The sequence below is a fragment of the Duganella sp. Root198D2 genome, from assembly GCF_001428585.1.
GTDB lineage: Bacteria > Pseudomonadota > Gammaproteobacteria > Burkholderiales > Burkholderiaceae_D > Rugamonas.
In genome coordinates this window covers 185,283-210,931 of sequence record NZ_LMIC01000051.1, presented here as the reverse complement: position 1 = coordinate 210,931, position 25,649 = coordinate 185,283, and the positions used below count along the sequence as shown (strand labels likewise).

General features: G+C 61.4%; 25 protein-coding genes and 9 tRNA genes. 9 read left to right on the top strand and 25 right to left on the bottom strand.

The window, feature by feature from the left end; all coding sequences use genetic code 11:
- The first annotated feature begins 54 nt into the window (after positions 1-54).
- From ASE26_RS29345 to dbpA, 7 genes are all read left to right on the top strand, one after another.
- A complete protein-coding gene (locus ASE26_RS29345; RefSeq protein WP_055936195.1) occupies positions 55-978 on the top strand; it encodes a hypothetical protein in 924 nt (307 codons plus the stop codon).
- A 115-nt stretch (positions 979-1,093) separates the two neighbouring features.
- Positions 1,094-2,245 carry a class I SAM-dependent methyltransferase gene (locus ASE26_RS29340; RefSeq protein WP_055936447.1) on the top strand — a complete coding sequence of 384 codons (1,152 nt, stop codon included), beginning with the start codon at positions 1,094-1,096 and terminating at the stop codon, positions 2,243-2,245.
- Positions 2,246-2,293: 48 nt separating this feature from the next.
- Positions 2,294-2,370 (top strand) — tRNA-Met (locus tag ASE26_RS29335).
- Between the two features lie 53 nt (positions 2,371-2,423).
- Positions 2,424-2,972, top strand: a complete 549-nt coding sequence (locus tag ASE26_RS29330; RefSeq protein ID WP_057247396.1) for a hypothetical protein — start codon at positions 2,424-2,426, stop codon at positions 2,970-2,972.
- A gap of 45 nt (positions 2,973-3,017) precedes the next feature.
- The gene (locus ASE26_RS29325) at positions 3,018-4,679 is read left to right on the top strand and encodes an acid phosphatase (protein ID WP_057247395.1); all 1,662 of its coding nucleotides are present in this window, start codon (positions 3,018-3,020) and stop codon (positions 4,677-4,679) included.
- A gap of 83 nt (positions 4,680-4,762) precedes the next feature.
- Positions 4,763-4,996, top strand: coding sequence for a hypothetical protein (locus tag ASE26_RS29320; RefSeq protein ID WP_055936184.1), 234 nt, complete (start codon positions 4,763-4,765; stop codon positions 4,994-4,996).
- Positions 4,997-4,999: 3 nt separating this feature from the next.
- Entirely contained in the window at positions 5,000-6,409 is a 1,410-nt protein-coding gene (dbpA, locus tag ASE26_RS29315; RefSeq protein ID WP_057247394.1) for an ATP-dependent RNA helicase DbpA, read from the top strand.
- An 83-nt stretch (positions 6,410-6,492) separates the two neighbouring features.
- On the opposite strand, the gene ASE26_RS29310 is transcribed toward dbpA, so the two are convergent.
- The 21 genes from ASE26_RS29310 to apbC all read right to left on the bottom strand — a co-directional run bounded on the left by ASE26_RS29310 (position 6,493) and on the right by apbC (position 20,266).
- Positions 6,493-8,070: an amidase gene (locus ASE26_RS29310; RefSeq protein ID WP_055936177.1), complete on the bottom strand. Its 1,578-nt coding sequence runs from the start codon at positions 8,068-8,070 to the stop codon at positions 6,493-6,495.
- Between the two features lie 133 nt (positions 8,071-8,203).
- Positions 8,204-8,779, bottom strand: a complete 576-nt coding sequence (locus ASE26_RS29305; protein ID WP_055936174.1) for an elongation factor P — start codon at positions 8,777-8,779, stop codon at positions 8,204-8,206.
- A 65-nt stretch (positions 8,780-8,844) separates the two neighbouring features.
- Positions 8,845-9,990 carry an elongation factor P maturation arginine rhamnosyltransferase EarP gene (gene earP, locus ASE26_RS29300; RefSeq protein WP_055936171.1) on the bottom strand — a complete coding sequence of 382 codons (1,146 nt, stop codon included), beginning with the start codon at positions 9,988-9,990 and terminating at the stop codon, positions 8,845-8,847.
- 47 nt (positions 9,991-10,037) lie between these two features.
- Positions 10,038-10,113 (bottom strand) — tRNA-Glu (locus ASE26_RS29295).
- A 31-nt stretch (positions 10,114-10,144) separates the two neighbouring features.
- Positions 10,145-10,220 (bottom strand) — tRNA-Glu (locus ASE26_RS29290).
- A 39-nt stretch (positions 10,221-10,259) separates the two neighbouring features.
- On the bottom strand, positions 10,260-10,595 hold the full coding sequence (locus tag ASE26_RS29285) for a cytochrome C oxidase subunit IV family protein (protein WP_055936168.1): 336 nt from the start codon (positions 10,593-10,595) through the stop codon (positions 10,260-10,262).
- A gap of 9 nt (positions 10,596-10,604) precedes the next feature.
- Positions 10,605-11,261 (bottom strand): heme-copper oxidase subunit III family protein, encoded by a 657-nt coding sequence (locus ASE26_RS29280; protein WP_055936165.1) that lies wholly within the window; start codon positions 11,259-11,261, stop codon positions 10,605-10,607.
- A 3-nt stretch (positions 11,262-11,264) separates the two neighbouring features.
- A complete protein-coding gene (locus ASE26_RS29275) occupies positions 11,265-11,900 on the bottom strand; it encodes a cytochrome c oxidase subunit 3 (protein ID WP_156398161.1) in 636 nt (211 codons plus the stop codon).
- Positions 11,897-13,711: a cytochrome c oxidase subunit I gene (gene ctaD, locus ASE26_RS29270; protein WP_055936162.1), complete on the bottom strand. Its 1,815-nt coding sequence runs from the start codon at positions 13,709-13,711 to the stop codon at positions 11,897-11,899. The genes ASE26_RS29275 and ctaD overlap by 4 nt, the downstream gene beginning before the upstream one ends.
- Positions 13,712-13,722: 11 nt before the next feature.
- Complete coding sequence (locus ASE26_RS29265; RefSeq protein WP_055936159.1) at positions 13,723-14,820, bottom strand: cytochrome c oxidase subunit II; 1,098 nt, start codon at positions 14,818-14,820, stop codon at positions 13,723-13,725.
- Positions 14,821-14,900: 80 nt separating this feature from the next.
- Positions 14,901-15,404 (bottom strand): hypothetical protein, encoded by a 504-nt coding sequence (locus tag ASE26_RS29260; protein ID WP_055936156.1) that lies wholly within the window; start codon positions 15,402-15,404, stop codon positions 14,901-14,903.
- A gap of 113 nt (positions 15,405-15,517) precedes the next feature.
- Positions 15,518-15,593: transfer RNA gene (locus ASE26_RS29255), tRNA-Glu, on the bottom strand.
- Between the two features lie 30 nt (positions 15,594-15,623).
- Positions 15,624-15,699: transfer RNA gene (locus ASE26_RS29250), tRNA-Ala, on the bottom strand.
- Between the two features lie 25 nt (positions 15,700-15,724).
- Positions 15,725-15,800, bottom strand: a tRNA-Glu gene (locus ASE26_RS29245).
- A gap of 38 nt (positions 15,801-15,838) precedes the next feature.
- Positions 15,839-15,914, bottom strand: a tRNA-Ala gene (locus ASE26_RS29240).
- A gap of 26 nt (positions 15,915-15,940) precedes the next feature.
- Positions 15,941-16,016: transfer RNA gene (locus tag ASE26_RS29235), tRNA-Glu, on the bottom strand.
- 35 nt (positions 16,017-16,051) lie between these two features.
- A tRNA-Ala gene (locus ASE26_RS29230) sits at positions 16,052-16,127 on the bottom strand.
- 75 nt (positions 16,128-16,202) lie between these two features.
- Positions 16,203-17,597: a glutamate--tRNA ligase gene (gene gltX / locus ASE26_RS29225; protein ID WP_057247393.1), complete on the bottom strand. Its 1,395-nt coding sequence runs from the start codon at positions 17,595-17,597 to the stop codon at positions 16,203-16,205.
- 110 nt (positions 17,598-17,707) lie between these two features.
- Positions 17,708-18,094, bottom strand: a complete 387-nt coding sequence (locus ASE26_RS29220; protein WP_055936151.1) for a DUF4399 domain-containing protein — start codon at positions 18,092-18,094, stop codon at positions 17,708-17,710.
- A 10-nt stretch (positions 18,095-18,104) separates the two neighbouring features.
- A complete protein-coding gene (locus ASE26_RS29215) occupies positions 18,105-19,184 on the bottom strand; it encodes a hypothetical protein (RefSeq protein ID WP_055936148.1) in 1,080 nt (359 codons plus the stop codon).
- The gene (gene apbC / locus ASE26_RS29210) at positions 19,184-20,266 is read right to left on the bottom strand and encodes an iron-sulfur cluster carrier protein ApbC (RefSeq protein ID WP_055936146.1); all 1,083 of its coding nucleotides are present in this window, start codon (positions 20,264-20,266) and stop codon (positions 19,184-19,186) included. The genes ASE26_RS29215 and apbC overlap by 1 nt, the downstream gene beginning before the upstream one ends.
- Before the next feature lie 82 nt (positions 20,267-20,348).
- Here apbC and metG point away from each other — a divergent pair, with 82 nt between their 5' ends.
- Together metG and ASE26_RS29200 are read left to right on the top strand one after the other, a co-directional pair.
- Positions 20,349-22,502, top strand: coding sequence for a methionine--tRNA ligase (gene metG / locus ASE26_RS29205; protein ID WP_055936143.1), 2,154 nt, complete (start codon positions 20,349-20,351; stop codon positions 22,500-22,502).
- A gap of 2 nt (positions 22,503-22,504) precedes the next feature.
- Positions 22,505-22,984, top strand: a complete 480-nt coding sequence (locus tag ASE26_RS29200; RefSeq protein ID WP_055936140.1) for a GNAT family N-acetyltransferase — start codon at positions 22,505-22,507, stop codon at positions 22,982-22,984.
- 194 nt (positions 22,985-23,178) lie between these two features.
- Here the strand turns inward: ASE26_RS29200 and ASE26_RS29195 are convergent, their stop codons facing one another.
- From ASE26_RS29195 to ASE26_RS29180, 4 genes are all read right to left on the bottom strand, one after another.
- Positions 23,179-23,493: a hypothetical protein gene (locus ASE26_RS29195; protein ID WP_055936138.1), complete on the bottom strand. Its 315-nt coding sequence runs from the start codon at positions 23,491-23,493 to the stop codon at positions 23,179-23,181.
- A gap of 34 nt (positions 23,494-23,527) precedes the next feature.
- Positions 23,528-24,037 carry a hypothetical protein gene (locus ASE26_RS29190; RefSeq protein ID WP_373922098.1) on the bottom strand — a complete coding sequence of 170 codons (510 nt, stop codon included), beginning with the start codon at positions 24,035-24,037 and terminating at the stop codon, positions 23,528-23,530.
- A gap of 357 nt (positions 24,038-24,394) precedes the next feature.
- Positions 24,395-25,297 (bottom strand): DMT family transporter, encoded by a 903-nt coding sequence (locus tag ASE26_RS29185; RefSeq protein WP_055936135.1) that lies wholly within the window; start codon positions 25,295-25,297, stop codon positions 24,395-24,397.
- A 29-nt stretch (positions 25,298-25,326) separates the two neighbouring features.
- Entirely contained in the window at positions 25,327-25,506 is a 180-nt protein-coding gene (locus ASE26_RS29180; RefSeq protein WP_055936132.1) for a hypothetical protein, read from the bottom strand.
- Positions 25,507-25,649: the final 143 nt, after the last annotated feature.

The window sequence follows — 25,649 nt, the reverse complement described above, 5'->3', positions numbered from 1 at the left end:
AAGAAATTCGGAAACTTGCCGTATCAGGGGTAGTGCCCCTAAAGGTTGCCTATCATGAACCCACTGAATTCCATCGGCCCACGCCAGTACCAGAACACTTCCACATCCCCGGCCACCTCGCAGGCGGAAAGCAAGCCTTCGCGCGCCAACGCGGTGAGGGATGTGAATGCGGATAGCGCGGTTTCCTTGTCCAGCAATGCCGTCGACCTGCAAAAACGCGTCGACCAGCTGGGCAACCGGACTGTCGACATGGCACAGGACCTGATCGGCAGCTTTGCAAAAAGTTTGCTCGGCGACAACGCCAAGGGGGCCAAGATCTCCTTCGACTCCGTGGCACTGGAATCGAACGCCAGCTTCGCCGCCGGCGCCCTGCATGCCGAAGGTGCCGATGGCGTGACTGACGCTTTCGGTTTCAGCCTGAGCGAAAATTCCCATTTCCTCGGCAAAGGCACCATCACGACCGCCGACGGCCGCAAGCTGAGCTTTGAAGTGGAAATCCAGTATGAAGCCACCATGAGCGCCGGCGCGGCATCCAGTGTGCCTGGGCGCCGCCAGGACCAGGCCGGGCAGAATCCGGCCATGCCGCTGCCGGAAGTGGAATTCCCGGATATCGACTTCCCCGGCAGCCTGGCCGACCTGTTCCGCCTGATGGACCGCAATATCAGCGCCACCCTCAAGCAGCAGGACGAACAAGGCCAGGAAAGCGATGCCGGCAACCTGACCATGCGCCTGCTCAAGCTGGTCGATTCCGAATCGTCGCTGGACACTTACCTGCCGGCCAACGCCAGCGAGAAAGCCAAGGCCTACGGCCGCCTGCAATCCGAACCTGGCCAGGCTGCCGAACTGGCGCACGCCGCCAAAGCCGCCCGTGACGGCGAGATCGACCCGCCAAGCGAGGAAACCGATCCAGCGGCGACCGATATCGCCCCGCCTGCACCGGCAATCGCCCCGGCCCCAGAGGAACCGCCAGCCGCCTGAGCGCGCGTATAATGACAGCCTCCTGATTTGAAATTCGGGGTCAGGTCTGGCAATCGGACATTTTGTCCGATTGCCAGACCTGACCCCGAATTTCTTCGTTTACACATTGGCCACTATGCAAGAAATCTACTGGACAGAACAAGGCGAGCCGCGCTCCGCGCGCTGGCATTCCGAATCGGGCAACCCGCCGCCCAAGCGCGTGCAGGTTGCCGACGACACCATGAACGCCGACGTCGCTTACCGCCTCGCCTGCGAAGGCACTGCCCTGCTGTGGCGCGGCGATTTCCACAACGCGCGCCAATTGCTGCAAGCGCTGGCCCGCCGCGCCGACCCTAAGAAGGCCAAAGGCGGCAAGGGCCGTAAGGCCGCCGCCGCCAAATCGCCGACTGGCCCTACCGAAGCCTTCCACCTGCACCGCCAGGCCCAGTCGCAGCGCGCCCGCACCCTGGCCATGCTGTTGATTCCCTTCGAACCCGGCTACCGCATTCCCCTGCGCCGTGCACCCGACGTCGCGCAGGCTTGCAATGAGGCTTACGGCCGCGGCGAAGATGCCTTCGTGATTTCCCTGCGCGAACTGCAAGGCCTGATCGGCGCCCACGAGTGGCGCAAGGCCGGCGTGCCGGTGGCAGCGCTGGGCGAACGCATCCACCCGCATTACGGGGTGTTCTCGCCGGTGCGCGGCGAATACGTGCAACTGGTGGCCGATGCCCCGCTGCCGAAAGGGGCTGCGGAACTGGCCTTCGATATCGGCGCCGGCACCGGCGTGCTGTCCGCCGTGCTGGCCAAGCGCGGTGTGAAGCGCGTGGTCGCCACCGATATGGACCGCCGCGCCCTGAGTTGTGCGCGCGACAACCTGTCCCGCCTGATGCTGGACGGCCAGGTGGAATTGCTGGCAGCGGACCTGTTCCCGCCTGGCCAGGCGCCGCTGGTGGTCTGTAACCCGCCATGGGTGCCCGCCCGTCCGAATTCCTCGGTTGAGCACGCGGTCTACGACCCCGACAGCCGCATGCTGCGCGGCTTCCTGTCCGGCCTGAAGGCACACCTCGCACCGCAAGGCGAAGGCTGGCTGATCCTGTCCGACCTGGCCGAGCACCTCGGCCTGCGGTCGCGCGCGGAACTGGAAGCATGGATCGCTGCCGCCGGCCTGAAGGTACTGGGCCGCCTTGACGCCCGCCCAGTCCACCCGAAAGCCGGCGACGCCAGCGATCCCCTGCATGAAGCGCGCTCGGCAGAGACCACTTCACTGTGGCGTTTGGGAATCGCATAAATCGACCTTGCGGAAGTAAGAAGTGCGAGCTATAATGCTTGCCTCAGACGCGGGGTGGAGCAGTCTGGCAGCTCGTCGGGCTCATAACCCGAAGGTCACAGGTTCAAATCCTGTCCCCGCAACCAGATTCAAAAAGCCGTTGCCCATGCAACGGCTTTTTTCATTTCCGGGTGCACCAATGCGGATAATTCCTTACCTTGCAGCCCTGCCCCTGCTGGCGGCATGCGCGACGCCCGCCAATTCGCCCGACCTCCTCGCCCAAAAGCTAAGCGCCGACATCCTGGCCAGCAATAGCGCCACGCTGACGCTGGAAAAATGGTGCGCCGACCACGCCATGGCCGCAGCACCGAAAGTCGTGGCCCGCCTGGTGCGCGGGAACAGCAAAGCCGCCAGCGCCGAAACGCTTGCCCGGTTGGGTGTGCCCGTCACAGACATCAAATACCGCCGCGTGCAGCTTTACTGCGGCAGCCACCTGTTCTCGGAGGCGGACAACTGGTATGTCCCAAGCCGCCTGACGCCCGAAATGAACCGCCTGCTGGACGAAACCGACACGCCATTCGGCAAGGTGGTGCAACCCTTGGCGCCATATCGCCGCACATTCTCCAGCACCATGCTGCTGTCGCCAACCGCGCTGTTCGAACACGCTGCAGTGCTGTACTCCTCGTCCCACCTGCCCATTGCCGAAGTGCGCGAGACCTACCAGCGCGGCACCCTCGCCTTTTTGTAATCGAACTGTCACAATTGCACGCGACAAGAACAGCAGGAGCAACGCGTGAACGACGAAACAAAGAAGGTGACCCCAGACCTGCCGGCCAGCCCGGCGCGCCGCCGCATTTTCCAGGCGGCCGGTGCGGCCGGCCTTGCAGCCAGCCTGGCCGGCGTGACTGCCGCCCCGGCCTCGAAGGCAACCCAGCCGGCCAGGGCTGCCTCACTGGACGACAAGCTGCAGGCCAACATCCGGAACGTGGTGGTGATCTACCTCGAGAATCGCAGCTTCAACAACCTGTTTGCCGACTTTCCTGGCCTGGCATCGCCGATGTCGGCCCTGAAGCCAGCCGACTACCAGCAGCGCGACTACGACGGCAGCATCCTGCCGACATTGCCGAAAGTCTGGGGCGGCCTGGTGCCGGTGCCGCAGGATATCGCCGGCAAACGCTATGAACTGAAAGAAGACCAGCTTAGCGGCCTGCCCAACGCGCCGTTCAAGCTGGTCGACGCCGAAGGCAAGCCGCTGCCAGAATCCGTCATCACGCGCGACTTGTGGCACCTGTTCTACCAGAACCAGATGCAGATCAACGGCGGCAAGAACGACAGCTTCGTCGCCTGGGGCAATACCGGCGGCATGGTCATGGGCTACTACAGCGAGATGGAAAAGAACCTCGGCTTGTGGCAGGTGGCGCGCCAGTACACGCTGTGCGACAATTTCTTCATGGCGGCCTTCGGCGGCTCTTACCTGAACCACCAGTTCCTGGTCTCCGGCCGCTGCCCGGTCTACCCGGACGCCGCCAACAGCCCAGCAAAGCGCAAGATCGCCGTGTTGTCCGATGGTCCGACCGGCCGCACCCTGGCGCTTGATCCAAAGAGCCCGAAATCGGCAATGGAAGGCCGGCCGCACTACGTCAACGACGGCGCCATCACGCCCGACGGATTCGCCGTCAACACCATGGCTCCGCCTTACCAGCCAAGCTGGGTGCGCCCGGCGCCGGGCGGCGATCCACTGCACGCCAATGCGGAAGACCCGAGCTACCTGCCGCCGCAGACGTATGACACCATCGGCGACCTGCTGTCGCGCAAAGGGGTAAGCTGGGCGTGGTATGGCGGCGCTTTCCAGGCCGCGCTGGACCACAAGGGCGGCGGCACCAAGCCGAACTTCCAATACCACCACCAGCCGCTGAACTATTTCAAACAGTTCGCCCCTGGCACCGCCGCACGCTCCGCCCACATCCGCGATGGCGGCCTGGGTGACAGCCCGATCTCGAACAAATTCCTGGCCGACGTGGTGGCGGGCAAGCTGCCTGCGGTGAGCTTCTACAAGCCGCAGGGCAACCTGAACCTGCACGCCGGCTACTCGGATATCGAATCGGGCGACCAGCACATCGTCAACGTCCTGCAGCACCTGAAGAAATCGCCGCAGTGGGAAAACATGGTGGTGGTGGTGGCCTTCGACGAAAACGGCGGCTGGTGGGACCACGTGGCGCCGCCGACGGGCGACCGCTGGGGTCCCGGCTCGCGCATCCCTGCGATTATCGTGTCGCCGTTCGCCAAGAAGTCCACCGTGGACCACAGCTTCTACGACACCACCTCGATCCTGCGCTTCATCACCCGCCTGCATGGCCTGCCATTGCTGGAGGGCCTGGCCGAGCGCAATAAGGCCTTCGCCGAGCGCGGTGCTCTGCCGCCGGGCGACCTGACGGGAGCCCTCGCCTTCCGTTGAGATGGTTGCCCGTGATACAATCCTCCGGTTCTAAAAAGGAAGCCCGACTGATTCAGCCGGGCTTTTGTTTTCTGCGACGGATAATGAGAGATAAAAAAGACAACGCGACAATCGACCTGCCAGGCTTCGAGCCTGCCGAGCCGATGACGGCGGAAGCCAGGCTTCCCCCGCCGCCGCGCGTACGCCGCTCTCCGCGCAAACAGGAACAACTTGAACTGCTGGGCGAACTCGGGCCAACCGACGCCAGCGGCCTGCCGATCTGGCAAAATGATCCCAACCTGGACCTCACCGGCCTGCCCATCTGGCGGCAGGACTAAAAAATGACCTCTTTCGCCACCCTGCCACTGTCCGAAAAACTCCTTGCCAACCTGGACTCGCTGGGCTACCGCGAAATGACCGAGATCCAGGCGCAAAGCCTTCCATCGATCATCGAAGGCCGCGACCTCATTGCGCAAGCCAAGACCGGCAGCGGCAAGACCGCAGCATTCGGCATCGGCATGCTGTGCAACCTGAATACCGCCTGGTTCGCAGTACAAAGCCTGGTGCTCTGTCCTACCCGCGAGCTGGCCGACCAGGTGGCCAACGAATTGCGCCGCCTGGCGCGCTGCGTGCCCAACGTGAAGGTGGTGGTGCTGACCGGCGGCACGCCGATGCGCCCGCAAATCGCCTCGCTGGAATTCGGCGCCCACATTGTGGTGGGCACGCCGGGCCGCGTACGCGACCACTTGTCGCGCGAATCGCTCGACCTGTCCAATGTGCGCACCCTGGTGCTGGACGAAGCGGACCGCATGACGGACATGGGCTTCTACGACGAAATCGCCGGCATCGTGCGCGCCTGCCCCAAGCGCCGTCAGACCCTGCTGTTCTCCGCCACCTATCCGGACGACATTCGCCAGGCCACCGAAGCCTTCCTGGCCGATCCGGTCGAAGTGACGGTGGAAGCACAGCACAGCGGCGGCCAGATCGAGCAGCGTTTTTACGAGATCGGCTTCGACCAGCGCGACAAGGCCGTCGGCAAGCTGCTCAAGCACTACCAGCCGGCTTCCGCCATCGTCTTCTGCAACACCAAGGTGCACTGCAAGGAATTGCTGGATGAACTGCACGCGGAAGGCTTCTCGGCGCTGGCGCTGTACGGCGAACTGGAACAGCGCGAGCGCGATGAAGTCCTGGTGCTGTTCTCCAACCGCAGCTGCTCGATCCTGATCGCCACCGACGTCGCCGCCCGCGGCCTCGATATCGCCAACCTGGCAGCGGTGATCAATGCCGACGTGTCGCGCGACACCGAAGTCCACATCCACCGCATCGGCCGCACCGGCCGCGGCGGCGAGAAAGGCCTGTCGCTGACCCTGTGCGCCCCGAACGAGAAGAAGTGGGTCAAGCTGATCGAGGAGTACCAGGGCGCCCCCGTCGAATGGCACGATTTCAAGGGGCTGGCCGAAGACGAATTCGTGAACGCCGAACCGGCGCCGATGCTGACGCTGTGCATCTCCGGCGGCAAGAAGGAAAAGCTGCGCGCCGGTGACGTGCTGGGCGCGCTGTGCGGCGACGGCGGCCTGACCAAGGAACAAGTCGGCAAGATCAACGTCACCGAATTCCAGACCTACGTCGCACTCGACCGCCGCATCGCCCACGACGCCTTCGACCGCCTGAAGGCCGCCAGCACTATCAAGGGAGGCGACTTCGGCAGCTTCAAAGGCCGCAACTTCAAGATGCGCTTTATCGAAGTCTAACAATGTCCACTTTGGGGGCAGGAACAAAAGTGGACATTCCTAACGGAAATGCCCACTTTGCTTCCTGACCCCGAAGTGGACATTCAGGGGCGGATCGAGACGCTGGCGGGGAATTGTGGTGCGCGGCGCACCATCGTCGCCTGCTCGAATGCGTAAGCCATGCCGATCAAGGCCGTTTCGCTGAATGCCGTGCCGACAAAGGACAGGCCGATCGGCAAGCCGCGCACATAACCTGCCGGCACCGTGATGTGCGGATATCCCGCTACCGCCGCAGGCGAAGAGAAACTCTTGCCATAGTGGTCGCCGTTGATGAAGTCCGTCAGCCATGCGGTGCCGTCGGTCGGCGCGACCAGCGCGTCCAGTTCGTGCGCTTTCAGCACCAGGTCGATGCCCTCTTCCCGCGAGTAGCGGCGGTTGTTGGCCAGCGCATCCTGGTAGGCCTGGCTGTCGAGGCCCGGCTTGGCTTCGGCGCGTTCCAGGTACTCCTGGCCGAAATACGGCATCTCCTGTTTGGCATTCTGCCGGTTGAAAGCGATCAGGTCGGCCATGTTCCTGACCTTCGCGTTCGGCGCATAGTCGCGCAGGTAGGCCGCCAGGTCGGCCTTGAATTCGTGCAGCAGCACTTCGGTTTCGCTGTCGCCGTATTTTTCCGTGTTCGGCACCTGCACATCGACCAGGATTGCACCCTGCGCCTTCAGCGCTTCGAGCGCCTTCTCGATTTCGGCATCGACACCATCGCTGCCGCCGAAGAAATTGCGGGCAACGCCGAGGCGCTTGCCGCGCAGGGCGTCGCGCTTCAGGGCGGCCGAATAATCAGCCGCCTTGCCGGCGCCATCCTGCGTCGCCGGATCGCTAGCGTCAACGCCTGCCATTGCGGCCAGCATCAGCGCCGCGTCCGAAACGCTGCGCGCCATGGGGCCGGCCGTGTCTTGCGAATGGGCGATTGGTATGATGCCGCTGCGGCTTACCAGCCCAATGGTCGGCTTGATGCCCACCAGGCCGCAGATCGATGCGGGCGACACGATCGAGCCGTCGGTCTCGGTGCCGACAGCCAGCGTCGCCAGGCCGGCTGCAATCGCAGCGCCGGAACCGGAACTGGAGCCGCTGCAGTTGCGGTCCAGGGAATAAGGGTTGCGCGTCAGGCCGCCGCGCGCGCTCCAGCCGCTGACCGAATGGTTCGAGCGCATATTCGCCCATTCGCTCAAATTGGTCTTGCCGATGATGACCGCGCCGGCCGCGCGCAAGCGCGCCGCCACGTGGGAGTCGCGCGCCGCCCGCACGCCGGCCAGCGCCAGCGATCCGGCGGTGGTGCTCATACGGTCAGCTGTCGCGATATTGTCTTTCAGGAGTACAGGAATGCCGTGCAGCGGGCCGCGCACACGGCGCTGGTGGCGCTCACGATCCATCTCGCGCGCGATCTTCAGCGCTTCCGGATTGATCTCGATGATGGAATTGATGCGGGGGCCGGACTTGTCGATCGTATTGATGCGCGACAGGTACTGCGAGGTCAGTGCGTGCGAGGTCAGCTTATTGGCGGACATCAGCTCTTGCTGATGCTGGACTCCGGCATCGAGCACGGACGGCACTGCGGCCTGCGTACGCGGCAAACTGGCCGCCCCGCCGGCAGCCAACCCCAACTTCACGAACCCCCTTCGATCCATCTGGTACGCCCTCAATCAAGAAAAGCACAAACCAGTAGAATACCAGCAGTTTGCAAGTAATTAATACTGCCGAAAAGCAAAAAAGCCCGCTTGCGCGGGCTTCGTATTGCGTAATTGCAACAAACAGCTGCAATCAGCCGCGAACGACCTTCTTGAACTCGTGGGTACGGGTGTCGATCTCGACCACGTCGTCTTGCGACACGAACAGTGGCACCTGGATCGAGAAGTTACGGCCTTCGATGGCGTTTTCCAGTTTCGCTTCCTTGGTCACGTTACCGGAGGTGTTGCCTTTGACAGCTGGCTCCGAGTAAATGATCTGGCGTGCGATGGTGGTTGGCAGTTCAACCGAGATTGCCTTGCCGTCGTAGAAGACAGCTTCGCATTCCATACCGTCTTTCAGGTAGTTGACGGCTTCGCCCATGTTCTCTTCTTCGATTTCGAACTGGTTGTACTCTTCGTCCATGAAGACGAACAGTGGGTCAGCGAAGTACGAGTAGGTCACTGGCTTCTTGTCCAGAACAACCACGTCGAACTTGTCGTCGCCGCGGAACACGTTTTCCAGCGGGGAGCCGGTCAGCAGGTTCTTCATCTTCCATTTGTAGGTGAAGCCAGTGCGGGACGAGCCGTTGACGTCGGAACGCAGAACGATGAATGGCTTGTCTTCAACCATGATGATGTTGCCGACACGAATCTCTTTTGCGAATTTCATAGCGAATATATACCGGTTAAGGGGAGTTGCAGTAACCGCGCATTATAGCACGGGGTTCTAATGTGTTACCTGAGCGATGCACAAAATTTAGTCAAATTCGTGGCCAGATCGCCGTTGGCCAGGATTTTCTGTTGCCATTGTGACGACTTTGCCGAAATTTCAGGCATTGCCGCTGCGAGGGCTTTCCACAAGGCTGGCCAGTCGCCTACGCCTGCGCCGGCGCCGTTCCAGCACAGCGAGAACTCATCGAACGCGCTGCCGGCCGCATATCGCTGCAGGAAAGCGCGCAGCTTCTTATGGTGCAGGTTTTCATCCTGCGCGTAAATGTGCCAGATGAAGGATTTCCCAGCCCATTGCGCCCTCACCCAGGAATCTTCGCCGCGCACAAAATTCAGGTCGCAGGACCACAGCAGCCTGTCGTAATCCTGCTGCGGCACGAACGGCAATACGCGCACCGTCAGCGCGCCTTCGCTGCGCGCCGCGCCAGGCAGTGCTGGCTGGCCGAGGAAGGTTGCGACGGCGTCGCTCGCCACACCCTCCGGCACCAGGCAAGCCACCGGCTGCCCGCCATCGCGCCACGCCGCGAACAACGCGGCGACCGGGGCGTATGGATAACAGAAAAGCGATACCTTGATTGCCGCCGCTTCGGCGTCCGTTACACCCAGCGACGACAGGAATGCCGATACGGCAGCGGGATCGGAGACATAGGCGCGGCGCGCAACCTCAAGCCCCTCTTCGTACAAGAGCCCGCCAGTCCTTTCGGTAAAGCCCGGGAAGAAGAAGTACTTCGTCAGCGGCAGGCGCGGATGTTTGGATGGCAAGCTGTGGCAGCCCTCCACCCACTCTTCCGCGCTCAGGCCCTCGAGGTTCAGCCACACCGGCCGCTCCGGCCGCTGCGCCATCGCAGCGATATAGCCAGGCGGGATGTCGCAAGCGAAGAATTCAATCACGATGTCGGCCACGTCGTCCGGCGTGAATTCGCCATCCTGCGCAGCCCAATGGCGCACGGTGATGCCCTCGACCAGCTGCAGCCCTGCCGTCACATCGACCTGCGGACACATGCGCTGGAATGAACGCAAGTCATCGACCCACAGCGTGACGGCGATGCCATGCTCGCGCTGCAGTTGGCGCGAGAGGCGCCAGCAGATGCCGATGTCGCCGAAGTTATCGACAACTTTGCAAAATAGATGGAGGGACAAGCTGGATGTCATAAGCCGGAAAATGAAAAAGCCGCACTAGGCGGCTTCATTCTAATCTGTGGCGTCCCCACGGGGATTCGAACCCCGGTACTCACCGTGAAAGGGTGATGTCCTAGGCCTCTAGACGATGGGGACCCTGGACTTGCACTGCGCTTTTGAAATGACTTGGCGTCCCCACGGGGATTCGAACCCCGGTACTCACCGTGAAAGGGTGATGTCCTAGGCCTCTAGACGATGGGGACGTCGTAAAAGCGTGCGCGAATTATATCAGCGTGCAAGCCTCATTTCAAGGGCGCAACTGCGAAGTGTTCGGTGCGGTTTGCATTCACATAATGTGACTCCGCCGACATCATCCCCACCAGCACGAGAATCGCCAGTGGCGGCAAGGTGATTGCGAAGATCAGCGCCAGCCTCTCCCACTTCATGTGCATGAAGACGGCAACGATAAAGCCGGCTTTCAGCGCCATCAACACCAGGATCAGCGACCAGCGCAACAAACCCTGCAAGTGGAAGAAGTCCACCAGGTATGAGAAGAAGCTCAATACGAACAGCAGGATCCAGACTTTGACGTAGGTTCCTATCGGGTGCTGTTGATGTGCTGCGGTAGCTTCGGACATGGCGGCCTCCTACCAGAGATAGAACAATGCAAAGATGAATACCCAGACAAGGTCGACAAAGTGCCAATACAGCCCGGTGATCTCGACGATGTCATAACCCTTTTTCTCGTAATGCCCGTTCAGCACGCGCCGCGCGATGATCGACAGATAGATCACGCCCGCCGACACGTGCAGCCCGTGGAAGCCGGTAATCATGAAGAAGCATGAGCCGAATTGCGCCGCACCCATCGGATTGCCCCATGGCCGCACGCCCTCGTGTATCAGCTTGCTCCATTCAAAAGCCTGCATGCCGACGAACAGCAAACCAAAGCCCGCCGTCGCCAGCATCAAGGCCGCCGCCATCTTGCGGTTGCGCTGGTAGCCGTAGTTGACCGCCATCGCCATCGTGCCGCTGCTGGTAATCAGCACGAAGGTCATGATCGCAATCAGGATCAGCGGATAGCTGGTGCCGGCGATCGTGAGCGAGAAAACTTCGCTGGGATTCGGCCACGCCGCGGTGGTGGCCATGCGGACCGACATATAGCCGGTGAGGAAGGTGCCGAAGATGAAGGTGTCGCTAAGCAGGAAGATCCACATCATCGCCTTGCCCCACGGGACGCGGAATGCGACGCGGTCGCCCGCCCAGTCGGAGACAAAGCCTTTCAAATCGTTGGTGCCGGTATCCATACCTCACCTCACTGGAATGCCTATCGTTGTGCAGAAGGCCCTGACCAGTTCCGGCGTCACCAGGTAGAGCAAGGCAAACACCGCCAGCCAGAGGACAAACAGGAAATGCCAGTACCGTGCGCACAGGCCGATCGCCTGCCCTGCCCTGCGCACGGCGAACGCGCCCGCCACCATGCCGCCCATCACGTGCAGCGCATGCAGGCCGGTGATCAGGTAAAAGAAGCTGTTGGCAGGATTCGCAGCCACGCCGTAGTCAGCGGCCATCATCGCCTGCCAGGCGTTGAACTGGCACAGCACAAACACGGCCGACAGCAGCAACGCGCCAATCGAAGCGCTGCGCGCTGCCTCGCGCCGGCCGGCAGCGACATGGCGCCGCGCCAATTCCCAGCTCAGGCTGCACAGCACCAGCAGCCCGGTGCTTCCGTAAAGCTGCCATGGCACGTAAGCGATGGGGCGCCAGTCCTCATAGGCGGCGCGCATCATGTACGCTACGCCGAACAGTCCAAACAGGGTGGTGACCACCGCCATGAAGACCCACAATCCGATGCGGCGCGCATCCTGCGGATTGCGTTGGCCGCCATCGCCGCCGGGTAGTCCGGGAATCCTGCCGCCAGCCCTCAACGCAGCATCGGCGCTCATTTCGGCACCTCCACCGGATCATGATGGGTCATGCGCGCCTTGGGATGCGGCGGCGGGGCATGCGGATCCGGGCCGTACTCCGGCCCTGCATTCTGCGGGATGTAATCGCCGCCAGCGCCAGGGCCGTCGACACCATATTCATAGGCCCCGCGGTGCACGGATGGCAGCTCAGGCCCCCAGTTGCCGTGTTCGGGCGGGGTTTGCGGGGTGTACCACTCAAGGCTGGCCGCGCGCCACGGATTCCCGCCCGCGACCGCGCCCTTGCGCGCACTCCACGCCAGGTTGAACAGGAACAGCAATTGCGCCACGCCGACAATCAGCGCCACCACCGAGATAAAGGCATTCAGCGTATGCGCCGATTCGGGGATGAAGGCGTAATTCTCGTAAGCGTAATAACGGCGCGGCATGCCGAGGATGCCGAGGTAATGCATCGGGAAGAAGATCGCATAGGCGCCGATGAAGGTGATCCAGAAGTGCGCCTGCCCCAGCGTTTCGCTGTACATGCGGCCGGTCACTTTCGGGTACCAGTGATACAGCCCGCCGAACACCGCCAGCACCGGCGACACGCCCATCACCATATGGAAGTGCGCCACCACGAAGTAGGTATTCGACAGCGGGATATCTACGCTGACGTTACCAAGGAACAGGCCAGTCAGCCCGCCAATCAGGAAGGTGCTGATAAAGCCCAATGCAAACAGCATCGGCACCGTCAAATGGATGTCGCCGCGCCACAGGGTCAGGGTCCAGTTATAGACTTTCAGCGCAGTCGGCACGGCAATGATCAGGGTCGTGGTGGCGAAGAAGAAGCCGAACCAAGGATGCATGCCGCTGACGTACATATGGTGCGCCCACACCACGAAACTCAAGGCGCCGATGATCACGATGGCCCACACCATCATGCGGTAGCCGAAGATGCACTTGCGGGCGTGTACGCTGATCAGATCGGAGATCACGCCGAAGGCCGGCAAGGCGACGATGTACACCTCCGGGTGGCCGAAGAACCAGAACAGGTGCTGGAACAGCAGCGGGCTGCCGCCCTTGTAGTCAAGCTGCTGGCCCATCGACACCAGGGCCGGCATGAAGAAGCTGGTGTGCAGCGTCTTATCGAACAACATCATCACCGCGCTGACGAACAGTGCCGGGAATGCCAGCAGCGCCAGGATGGTGGCCACGTAAATGCCCCACACCGACAGCGGCATGCGCATCAGGGTCATGCCGCGCGTACGCGCCTGCAGCACCGTGGTCACATAGTTCAAGCCGCCCATGGTAGCCGCGACGATGAAGATCGCCAGCGAAACCAGCATGACGATAATGCCCCACTCAACGCCCGGCGTGCCCGGCAAGATCGCTTGCGGTGGATACAGCGTCCAGCCCGCGCCGGTCGGCCCGCCGGGCACGAAGAAGCTCACGCACAGCACCACAACCGCCAACAGGTAGAACCAGTAAGAGAGCATGTTCAGGAACGGGAACACCATGTCGCGCGCCCCGACCATCAGGGGAATCAGGTAATTGCCGAAGCCGCCGAGGAACAATGCCGTCAGCAGGTACACCACCATGATCATGCCGTGCATCGTGATGAACTGGTAATAGCTGTTCGGGTCGATGAACTGGAATTTTCCGGGGAAGCCAAGCTGCAGCCGCATCAGGTCCGACAGGATCAGGCCGACCGTGCCGATGAAGAGCGCCGTCAGCGTGTACTGGATCGCGATCACCTTGTGGTCCTGGCTCCAGACATATTTGGTCCAGAAGCTGGTCGGCGCGTGGTCGTGCCCATCATCGTGGTCGTGGCCGTGCTGTTCACCATAAGACATGCGAGGTCTCCTCAGCGTACCGTCTTGATGTAGTCGATCATTGCCGCCATTTCCTCATCGCTCAGCTGGTTGGGCGGCATGATGTTAGGGAAGCCCTTGACCACTTTGGCCTTGGGGTCGTTGATGGATTGCTTCAGGTAGGCCTCATCCACCGCCACGGTGGTGCCGCCTTCCAGCGCCTCCTGCTTGCCAAACAAACCTTTCCAGCTCGGGCCGACGCCCGGTGCGCCGTCAACGCTATGGCACGCCACGCAGCCTTTCGACTGCGCGATCAACCTGCCCTGCTTGCCCGGCTCCGCAGGTCCGCCGACACCACCCACCGCGCCATGGCCGCTGAAAGTTGGCTGCTTGGCCAGCCAGGCTTCGTAGACTGCCTGCTCCTCGACCACCACGGCACTGCGCATATTCGAGTGCCCCACTCCGCACAGCTGCGCGCACAGCACTTCGAAGCGCCCGGTTTGCGTCGGCGTGAGCCAGAACTGGGTCACCAGGCCCGGCACCATATTCATGCGGGTGCGGAACTGCGGCACGTAGAAATCGTGCAGCACATCCTGCGCACGCAACAGCACTTTCACCGGCTGGTCAAGCGGGATATGGATTTCACTACCGTCGACCAGCACATCGTCCTGCCCGGCCGGGTCCTGCGGATTGATGCCGAAAGGATTGGTGGCATTAATGAAGCGCACGTCCGTCGCGCCAAGCTTGCCGTCCTTGCCCGGCAGGCGGAAATGCCAATCCCACTGCTTGCCCATGACCTCAAACACGCTGGCGTTTGCCGGCGGGGAAATCAGCTTGGCATAAACGTTCAAGCCCGGTGCCAGCATCGCCACGATACCGAGCGAGGTGGCCCCGATCAGCCACCATTCCAGCTTGCGGTTATGCGATTCCGCCGCGGCACGATGGCCCTCGCGATGGCGGAACTTGACCACGGCGTAGGCGACAAACAGGTGAATGATGATGAAGAGGGCGGCGCAGATCACGAGTGTGATCATCAAAGCATCGTCCATCGCCTGCCAGTTGGAGGCTATGGGAGTCAGCCACCATGGGCTGAGCCAGTGAAAAATAATCGCGCCAAGAACAATCAGGATGAGGGAGATTGCCAACGCCATAATGATAAGCCCGGTTAGTTATGGGGAAACTACACACGGCTACGCCCCGCTCAATGGCGGGGCGCAATGCTAAGGCTTATTCACTCGTGTTTTTCCGGCCTCTCCAGCATGCGGTAGAACACTGCGCAGCAGGCGCCGAAGACGACATGGGCGCCAAAGGTTGTCCAACCTCGCAGATCGGCGAACCAGGTGAAGGCGCCGGACATGCCGTAGAAATTCAGCACATACAGCAGCACGCCGAACGCGGCACCGGTCAGCGCCACCAGGCCCGTGCTCGAATCAAGCTGGAACGGTGCGATGATTGCCGCCAGCATCATGGCGAAGGTAATACCGAGGATATAGTGCACTGCCAGCGCTGCAATCACGACTGCCAGGTCGTAGCCGGAGCTTTGCAGCACCTCCCAGCCCATGACCATCGCCGCTACCATCCGGGTTGTCAGCCATCGGTCACCGCCTTGCACGGTGGCCCACATCAACTCCATTAACATCAGGATACCGCCGGCACCGAAACCGGCGATGGCTGCGGCCGTCCAGTCAGCCTGGCGCGCCACCCAGCGATGCGATTGCAACACGCGAAGTTCCATGACTTCCTCCTGTGCAGGGTTCGTAACTCATATTAGTACGCAAACACCGAAGATGCAAAGGAGTTAAGCTTGCACGTTTTTTAGGCAGGCTTAAATGGAAGTAAGAAGAATTATGGCGTCCCCACGGGGATTCGAACCCCGGTACTCACCGTGAAAGGGTGATGTCCTAGGCCTCTAGACGATGGGGACCTGTTGGACTATTGCTACGTTGTGCCTTGTTGGTGGAGGTAAGCGGGATCGAACCGCTGACCTCTTGCATGCCATGCAAGCGCTCTCCCAGCTGAGCTATACCCCCCTGGGCACAACATAATGCGAAAAGCTGGCGTCCCCACGGGGATTCGAACCCCGGTACTCACCGTGAAAGGGTGATGTCCTAGGCCTCTAGACGATGGGGACCATATGGACTTTCCGTTACTACTCAATCTCTGCCGCGTTGGTGGAGGTAAGCGGGATCGAACCGCTGACCTCTTGCATGCCATGCAAGCGCTCTCCCAGCTGAGCTATACCCCCATGCTGGCACAGATTGTTACTGCTCTTGGCGTCCCCACGGGGATTCGAACCCCGGTACTCACCGTGAAAGGGTGATGTCCTAGGCCTCTAGACGATGGGGACCCTGGACTAACTTTACTGCTTTTCCTTCGCAAAACTGGTGGAGGTAAGCGGGATCGAACCGCTGACCTCTTGCATGCCATGCAAGCGCTCTCCCAGCTGAGCTATACCCCCGTTTTGCAAGGAGACAGAAGTATAGCAGCCCTTCTTTGAATTGCAAATGCTAATTTGCAAGATTGTCGAAATTATTTACGCGAACTTCGACAGGCGGGCTGCCACAGTGTCGCGTCCAAACAATTGCAGCACTGCATCGATCGCAGGCGTCTGCAGCTGGCCGGCCACCATCAGGCGCAGCGGCATGGCCAGCTGAGGCATTTTCAGGCCGTGCGCCGCCAGCACTTCCTTGATCATGGCGGCGATGGCTTCCTTGGTCCACTCGACGGTAGCAATGCGGGCAGCGAAGTCCGCTACGGCTGGCTTCACGGCATCGGTGTAATGCTGGGTCATCAAGGCAGCATCCGGATTTGGCGCGCGGTAGAACAGCATTGCGGCTTCGGCCAGCTCGTTGATGGTGTTGGTGCGGTCCTTCAGCAGGGCCAGCACCAGCGGCAGTTCAGGCGCGCCGTCCAGGCTGCCACCTTCGGCCAGCAATTTAGGCGTGACCAGTTCAGCCAGGCGGGCGTTGTCGCACTGCTTGATCCAGTGGTTGTTGACCCATGCCAGCTTGTCGTAGTTGAACTGGGCTGGCGAAGCGGTCAGGCTCTCCAGGTTGAACCACTGGCAGAACTGCTCCATCGAGAACAGTTCGTCGTCGCCGTGCGACCAGCCCAGGCGGGCCAGGTAGTTCAGCATGGCTTCCGGCAGGTAGCCCTGGGCCGGATATTCCATCACGCTCACGGCGCCATGGCGCTTGGACAGCTTGGCGCCATCGGAACCGAGGATCATCGGCAGGTGGCCGTATTGCGGCAGCTCGGCGCCGATCGCGCGCAGGATGTTGATCTGGCGCGGGGTGTTGTTCACGTGGTCGTCGCCGCGCAGCACGTGGGTGATCTTCATGTCCCAGTCGTCGACTGCCACGCAGAAGTTGTAGGTCGGGGTGCCGTCGGGGCGCGCGATGACCAGGTCATCCAGCTCCTTATTGGCAATGGTGATCGGCCCCTTGACCACGTCGGTCCAGGTCACGTCGCCGTCCAGCGGGTTCTTGAAGCGCACCACCGGCTTGCGGTCGGCCGGGATTGCCGGCAGGGTCTTGCCCTCTTCCGGACGCCAGGTACCGTCGTAGCGCGGCTTCTCGCCTGCCGCCGCCGCCTTGTCGCGCATCGCCTGCACCTCTTCCGGCGACGAGTAGCAATGGTAGGCGGTGCCGGCGGCCAGCATCTGCGCCACGACTTCGCGGTAGCGGTCCATGCGCTGCATCTGGTAGAACGGGCCTTCGTCGTGGTCCAGGCCGAGCCACTGCATGCCGTCCAGGATGGCTTGCACGGCTTCCGGGGTCGAACGTTCCAGGTCGGTATCCTCGATACGCAGCACGAAAGTGCCGCCGAAGTGGCGGGCGAAGGCCCAGGAATACAGCGCAGTGCGCGCGCCGCCGACGTGCAGGAAACCGGTCGGGCTAGGTGCGAAACGGGTACGGACTTGAGTCATCTCGAATGGAAAGCGAAAAAATATAAAGGCGTAATTCTACCGTAATGAAAGTCGGGGTCAGGTCCGGCAATCGGACAAAATGTCCGATTGCCGGACCTGACCCCGACTTTTTACTTAACAGTGACGGTGATGGATTTCGACAGGCCGGGGCCGTAGCTTTGGTGGGCGCCATTGGCGAACTGCATGGTCAGCTTGTAAGTGCCTGGCGGCAGGGTGACGTCGGTTTCGGTCTGGCCTTTGCCGAAGTGCAGGTGGGTTTCATCGAAGGGAATCGATTCGCCGACCTTCATGCTGTCGCCGTTGATGATCAAGTGGTGGTGGCCGGTGTTGCTGTCCATCGAGCCGGCGGGCTTCACTTCCATGCCGGTGACGGCGAATTTGACCTTGAACGGGCTGCTAACGACTGCGCCGCTCTTGGGCTCAGTAAAGTCCACCGATTGCGCTGCCGCAGTGCCGGCAACCAGGGCCATTGCGAGTGCCGCCAGGATTTTCTGCATGTCTGTCTCCTTATCTTAGAGGGGGTCCAACGTATTTGACGATCAAGCCCTTCGGTCCGACCGCCCATCCGGCGCCGGAAGCTGAAAAGCCAACGGCGTTCAGTTTCGTTTCCTTTTCGATAATTGTCCAGCTTTTGCCGCCATCGCGGGTGTAGCCGGAGCCAGCCAGGCCGACGGCGACAAAGGTGTTGCTTGCCCCTGGCACTGGCACCACCGCCGACATGAAGCCGGCCGGCAGGATCTGCGCTGGCGACCAGCGTGCGCCGCCATCACTGCTCACTGCCCCGTTCAGGGTGCCCAGCGCAGGCTCTTTATAGTCGCCGCCCGAAACCAGTCCCGGCCCTCGGCCGGCAAAACCTACCGAGAAAGCGCCCTTGCTTGCTGCAGCAGCGGGAATGGGCAAGGCTGTCGACTGCCAGCTGCGTCCACGGTCAGCCGAGCGGAAGACGCGCGATTGCGCCGCTCCGCCGGTGACGAACCATGCATTGCCATCCACGCCCGCGCTCAGGCACGTGCCACTGGCTGCAAAGGCACCTTCCTGCGGCAGCGCGGCCAGGCCTTGCGGATCATTTGCCGGCTGCCAGCTCTCGCCGCCATCGTTCGTCAGCAGGACCTGGAAGGCGCCGCCTACTGGATCGCCGAAAACGATGCCGTTGCGGGCATCCCAGAATGCCATCGCGTCCCAGAAGCCTTCTGCGTCCTTGTTGACGACCAGCAGTTGCCAGGTGGCGCCGCCATCACGCGTACGGTACATGCGCGACGCGGCACCTGGGCCGGCGCCCATCACGATGGCCGTATTGGCATCAAATGCCTCAATGTCGCGGAAGTCGAACGCTTCGGCGCCAGGCACTGCCAGCAAAGTCCAATGCTCGCCATCGACGGTGCGCAGCACAGTACCCTTGGCGCCGCTGGCCCACGCGACTTTGTCGCTCAGGACGGACAGCCCGCGCAATTCCGCGCTAGCTGCGTGCTGCTGCGGCACCCACGTTGACCTGACGTTCGCAGGGGACGGAGGCAACGCTGAGCAGCCCGCCAACGCGGCGAGGCCGGCCAGTGCGGCAAAGGCCGCGCGTGGGAAGGCGCTGCGCATCAGTCGTGCTTGATGACGATGCTCGGGAACTTGCTGCTCAAATCCTTGGCCTTCTCGGCCACCTTCACTGCCACTTTGCGCGCAATCGCTTTGTAGATGGCGGCTTCCGCGCCATCCGGCTCAGCGACAACGGTCGGTTTGCCGGAATCGGCCTGCTCGCGGATCGCCAGCTTCAAAGGCAGCGCGCCAAGGAAGTCGACGCCGAAGTCGGCGCACATTTTCTCGCCGCCGCCGTGGCCGAAGATTTCTTCGACATGGCCGCAGTTCGAGCAGATATGGGTGCTCATGTTTTCCACTACGCCCAGGATCGGGATGCCGACCTTCTCGAACATCTTCAGGCCCTTGCGTGCGTCCAGCAGCGCGATATCCTGCGGCGTGGTCACGATCACGGCGCCGGTCACCGGCACCTTCTGCGACAGTGTCAGTTGGATGTCGCCGGTACCGGGCGGCATGTCGACAATCAGGTAATCGAGGTCGCGCCAGTTGGTCTGCTCCAGCAGCTGCTGCAGGGCCTGGGTGACCATCGGGCCGCGCCATACCATCGGCTCGTCCGGGTCGATCAGGAATCCGATCGATGAAACCTGGATGCCATGGCCTTCCATCGGGTCCATGGTCTTGCCGTCGGACGTGGTCGGACGGCCGGAAACGCCCAGCATCATCGGCTGCGACGGGCCGTAGATATCGGCATCCAGCACGCCCACGGAGGCGCCTTCGGCGGCCAGCGCCAGCGCCAGGTTGACGGCAGTCGTGGATTTGCCCACGCCGCCCTTGCCCGAGGCAACGGCGATGATATTCTTCACGTTCGGCATCAGCTTCAAGCCGCGCTGCACGGAGTGCGAAATGATCTTGCTGGCGATACTCAGGTTGACCTTGGCGCCCAGCGGCTGCAGGGCAGCCAGCACGTTGGTGCGGATCGATTCGATTTGCGACTTGGCCGGGTAACCCAGCTCGATATCCAGGCTGATTTCGCCGCTTTCGACCTTCAGGTTGCGAACCGATTTGGAGGAGACATAGTCCTTATTGGTATCAGGGTCAATTACTTTGGACAGTGCTGATTTGACGTCATCTACAGTGATACTCATTCAATTCTCCATTGGTGATGGCGCAGTCTAGCGCATCCACTGGTAAAATGCTCTTTTTATCCACCTTAAAAGCGCATCAATTATGACTCGCAAGCTGTTCGTCACCACTGCCCTGCCATACGCAAACGCTGCCTTCCACATCGGCCACATGATGGAGTACATCCAGGCCGATATCTGGGTCCGTTTCCAGCGAATGCAGGCCGAAGGCGACGGTTTGCGCGAGGTGCACTTCGTGGGCGCCGACGACACCCACGGCACCCCGATCATGATCGCCGCTGAAAAGGAAGGCATCACCCCGCAGGAATTCGTGGCCAAGATCGCCGCCGGCCGTCCGCAGTACCTGGACGGCTTCCACATCGCGTTCGACAACTGGTATTCCACCGATTCGCCGGAAAACGTGGAACTGTCGCAGGGCATCTACCGCAAGCTGCGCGATGCTGGCCTGATCCAGACCAAGACCGTTGACCGTTTCTTCGACCCGGTCAAAGGCATGTTCCTGGCCGACCGCAATATCAAGGGCGAGTGCCCGAAGTGCCACGCCAAGGACCAATACGGCGACAACTGCGAAGTGTGCGGCGCGGCCTACCAGCCGACCGACCTGGTTAACCCGTATTCGGTGTTTACCAACGCCACCCCGATCCTGAAGCCTTCGGAACAGTACTTCTTCAAGCTGTCCGACCCGCGCTGCTTCGAGTTCCTGCGCGACTGGCTGAACACCCCTGGCCGTTTGCAGCCGGAAATGGTGAACAAGGTATCCGAGTGGCTGGGTGAAGCCGGCGAAAAGCTGGCCGACTGGGATATTTCGCGCGATGCGCCCTACTTCGGCATCCCAATCCCTGACGCGCCGAACAAGTACTTCTACGTCTGGCTGGACGCGCCGGTCGGCTACCTGGCTTCGCTGAAAAACTACTGCGGCAAAAAAGGCCTCGACTACGACGCGCTGCTGGCCGATCCAGGTACGGAGCAGATCCACTTCATCGGCAAGGACATCGTCTCCTTCCACCTGCTGTTCTGGCCGGCGATGCTGCAATTCGCCAAGCACCCGACCATCGACCGCATGAAGGTTGCGGTGCACGGCCACCTGACCGTGAACAACGAGAAGATGTCCAAGTCGCGCGGCACCGGCATTTCGCCGCTGCGCTACCTGAACCTGGGCATGAATCCGGAGTGGCTGCGCTACTACCTGGCCTACAAGCTGAACTCCCGCGTCGAAGACCTCGACTTCACCGGCGACGACTTCGTGGCGCGCGTGAACTCGGACCTGATCGGCAAGTTCGTCAACATCGCATCCCGTTGCGCAGGCTTTATCGCCAAGAAATTCGACGGCAAGCTGGCTCCTTCCCTGTCCGCCTCTTCGCAGGAATGGATCAGGAAGGCGCTGCTGGCAGAAGACGGCAGCGAACGCCAGGCCTCCATCGGCGCCAACTTCGAATCGCGCGAATTCGGCAAAGCCCTGCGTGAGATCATGGAAATTGCCGACGTGGCCAACCGCTTCGTCGACGAGAACAAGCCGTGGATCCTGGCCAAGGACGAAACCAAGGTGGCCGAACTGCACGACGTCTGCACCGCTGCCCTGATCCTGTTCCGCCAGTTGACCATCCTGCTGTCGCCAGTGCTGCCGGGCGTTGCCGCCAACGTGCGCACCTTCCTGAACGACGCCGCCTACACCTGGGCTGATACCTCGGTCGCATCCGGCGCAGCATGGGAGCCAATGCTGGGCCGTACTATCGGCGCTTACAGCCACCTGATGACCCGCGTCGATGCAAAGATGATCGAAGACCTGTTTGATGCACCTGCACAGCAAGCCGCAGCGGCTCCAGCACCAGCTGCCGTTGCTGCCGAAGCAGCGCCGGCGCTTGAGGCCCCCGCCGCAGGCGACATCGAAGAACTGGCTCCCGAGATTTCGATTGATGATTTCAGCAAGATCGACCTGCGCATCGCCAGGATCGTCAACTGCGAACACGTGGAAGGCGCCGGCAAGCTGCTGCGCCTGACGCTGGACGTGGGCGAAGGCCGCTACCGCAACGTCTTCTCCGGCATCAAGTCGATGTACAAGCCGGAAGACCTGGTCGGCAAACTGACCGTGATGGTCGCCAACCTGGCGCCGCGCAAGATGAAGTTCGGCGTGTCGGAAGGCATGGTACTGGCCGCATCCGCCAAGGATGAAAAAGCCAATCCAGGCATCTACGTGCTGAATCCGTGGCCGGGTGCCGAGCCGGGCATGCGCGTCCGTTAAGCATGGACATAATAGTTCGCGAAGCGACCGCTGAAGATGCGCCCCTGATCGCCGAGCTCACGCGCAAAGCGTGGGCCGGCAAGGTCAGCGTCACCTCCAGCGGGCACCGTGAAACCGCCGTCTACGTCGCCGAACACCTGCGCGACGGCGGCGGTTTTATTTTGCTCGATGGGGATACGCCGATCGGCTCCGTGCGCTGGCTGCCGCTCGACGCGGAGCCCGATGTGTGGGAAATCCTGCGCATGGGCGTAGTGGCCGGCTACCGCGGCACCAACCTCTCGCAGCACCTGCTGGAAGCCGTGATCCACCACGCCCTTGCAGCTGGCATCGAAGAACTGCGCCTCGCCGTGCGCAGCGACCAGCCCAAGCTGATCGACTTCTACACCGCCTACGAATTCACCCTTGCCGAAGAACTCGAATACTCGCACGCCAATCCGCTTGAGCCGGCCCCGCTGGTGATGCGGCGCCATCTCCGGCATTAGCGGGCACTGACGCCGCCTTCCGCCGCGCCCTTCCTGGCGCGGCTTCTGGCTTCGTCAACGCTGCCCCATGCGGCAAGGCTGAAAAGCGTAAACGGGAAATAGAACAACAAGAGAAACTTCCTGTTCTTCGCGCGAAACCGGCGCATCTGGCAGCGTTGTAAAAACTGCAGGATTGTCGGCCTGATAGGTTACCGTCAAATGTGATACATCACTGAGGATGCGGGGCAACGACGCTGCGTAGCAGTGCCCTGGTACTCCACCCCATCCACACTGAACGTGTAGTGTACCTTGCCGGACCTGCCTGAACACTCGATACGCATCGAGCTGGGTGCAATGGTGCGGCCATTCGCTTCCACGCGTACAGCCTCCTCGCGCACCGGTTCGTAGGCAAGGAATCCAAGCGCGGCAACCGCCGCGGGGAGCGTGCCCCGTAAAACCAGGCCGATCGGCAGGAAGCACGAGATCGTCCCGCCAACGACCATCAATAAGGCACAAAGAAAACCATTCATGCCGAAATTATAACTGGGGGCATGTCAAGAAAATTCAAACGCGCATCCAGCCAAAGTAAATGCCCACAACTGCCGGCGCGCCAAGGGCGACTGCGGACGCCGCATCCCACCAGCCATCGCCAACCAGCGCAGTGATAGTCTCGATATCCAGCAGCGCCCACAGCAGTTTCATCAGCTGGCCGCCATAGCCCCCGAAGTGCAGCGGCTGCGAAATCAGCGGTGCGGTCAGGTACCAAGGCAGGTCGCGGTTGTCGGTCACCTGTGCCGTCTGCACATCGACCAGCACCGGCTGGTACAAGCGCGAGGTCAGCACCTGGTCGCCGCGCATGAAAATGCCATAGTGGTGGGCGCTGGTGAATGGCGTGCCCGGGAATGCAACAAAGCCAACTTTCATGCCCGGCTCAGCAGCCAGGGCGCGCTGCAGCGAGAGATCCATCGAAGCCAGCGAGGTTGACGGCGGCAGGTCCTTGTAAGGTGCCACCATCTCAGCCATTTCGGTGAACTGCCAGTACTTGAGCAACAGGTCAGCCCAGGTATTGACCATGCCCGTCGCCCCGACTACTGCCGCCGCCGATCCTGCCCTAATTCGGCTTGTATACTGGGCGCGCCCTATAAGCTCGAGTCAATTTCCAGGTGCCGCTTTGAATACCCGTGCAGGTAATGTCGTCGAAAGGACTAATTGCGCGCATTAATAATTGGGGGGAATGTCGGGTTTTAAATCAAACCCGCCATCGCGCCAATACCTGGCATGTTCAGGCTATTACTTGGCTCATGGCAGCAATAGGTTTAGGCGGCTTGGGTGGCGGCTTCTGGCAGGCACTCAGGGAGATGATGGCCGCAAGCGCGGCAAGGATGAGGATACGCATGGCAACCTCCATCAGAAAATTTGAAATTATCAGATTCAGCGCCGGGTCGTCGCACGGCCGGAGGAGATAATAATCCCGCCGACGATCAGGATAAATGCAATCGCGTGATAAATTCTTGGCGCTTCACCGAGAATCAAGGAGGACAACATTGCAGTAAATAAAGGCGTGAGATTTACAAAGAAGGATGCAATTGCCGGCCCGGCTTGCTGTACGCCAGCGCCCCAGCAGCGGAATGCAATAATCGCCGGGCCAATTGCAACATAGGCCAGCGCAGCAAGCAGCGGCCAGCTCCAGTGAATTGAGGCAGTCGATAAAACATATTCGCCGGCAGCAAACAGGCCCGACCATATCGCGCCAAAAGCCACCTGCGCCAGCAGGAAACTTGCCCAATGGCTGCGAATATCCGCCGGACCGGTGGTGCGCGTTAATAGCCAGCTATATAAAGACCAGGCGATTGTGGCCATGATCATGAATACATCGCCCGCCACCAGGCGCAATTCCATCAAATGCGACCATTCGCCGCGCGCCAACACCAGCAGGACGCCGGCAATCGACAAGACTGCTCCGGCCACTTGGCGCCGCGACACGCCGGCACCAAAGAAAAGCCAGCCGGTGAGCATCATCCAGACCGGCATGCCCGATGCAACCAGCGTCACATTGATCGGGGTGGAGCTTTGCAAGGCGAGGTATTGCAGGGCGTTATACAGCCCGATGCCCAGCAAACCCAGCACGGTAAAGCGCTGCCAGTTTGCCCAGAGCCCGCTGCCGCGGCGGAAAATCGGCCCGGCAAATGGCAACAGCAAAACGAAAGCAATCGCCCAGCGCAGGAAATTCAGCATGACTGGTGGCACATCGTGTGCCACCAACCGGCCAACAATCGCGTTTCCCGCCCAGAGCAATGGCGGTATGGTCAGAAGTATTGCTGTGCGGGCTTTCATGGTGCCCGCAAGGATACGCTATTTCTGAACTAACCGCGCTTGGCCTTCTGCTTTGCCCCGCCGCCGGCACCTTCGCTGCTGCCAGCCTTGGTGCGTGATGCCTCGTTCCTGGTGTTGCGTTTGGCGGTGTCTTTATTGCCGGTCTGGTCGGACTCGACGGTCTGCACCGATTGGCGATTCTGATTGCTGAGTTGTTTACCCTGAGCCATGGCGGCCTCCTTTAGCGAAATCGAGCCTTTACTGTGGGATGCGCACTGCTGCGGGTCTGTGCGCTGGCAAACCGGCGTGGCTGCACACCCACGGCAAGGGAAGTTTTCCTTGTCGCCGAACTGGGCAGCAGTGACAATGGGGA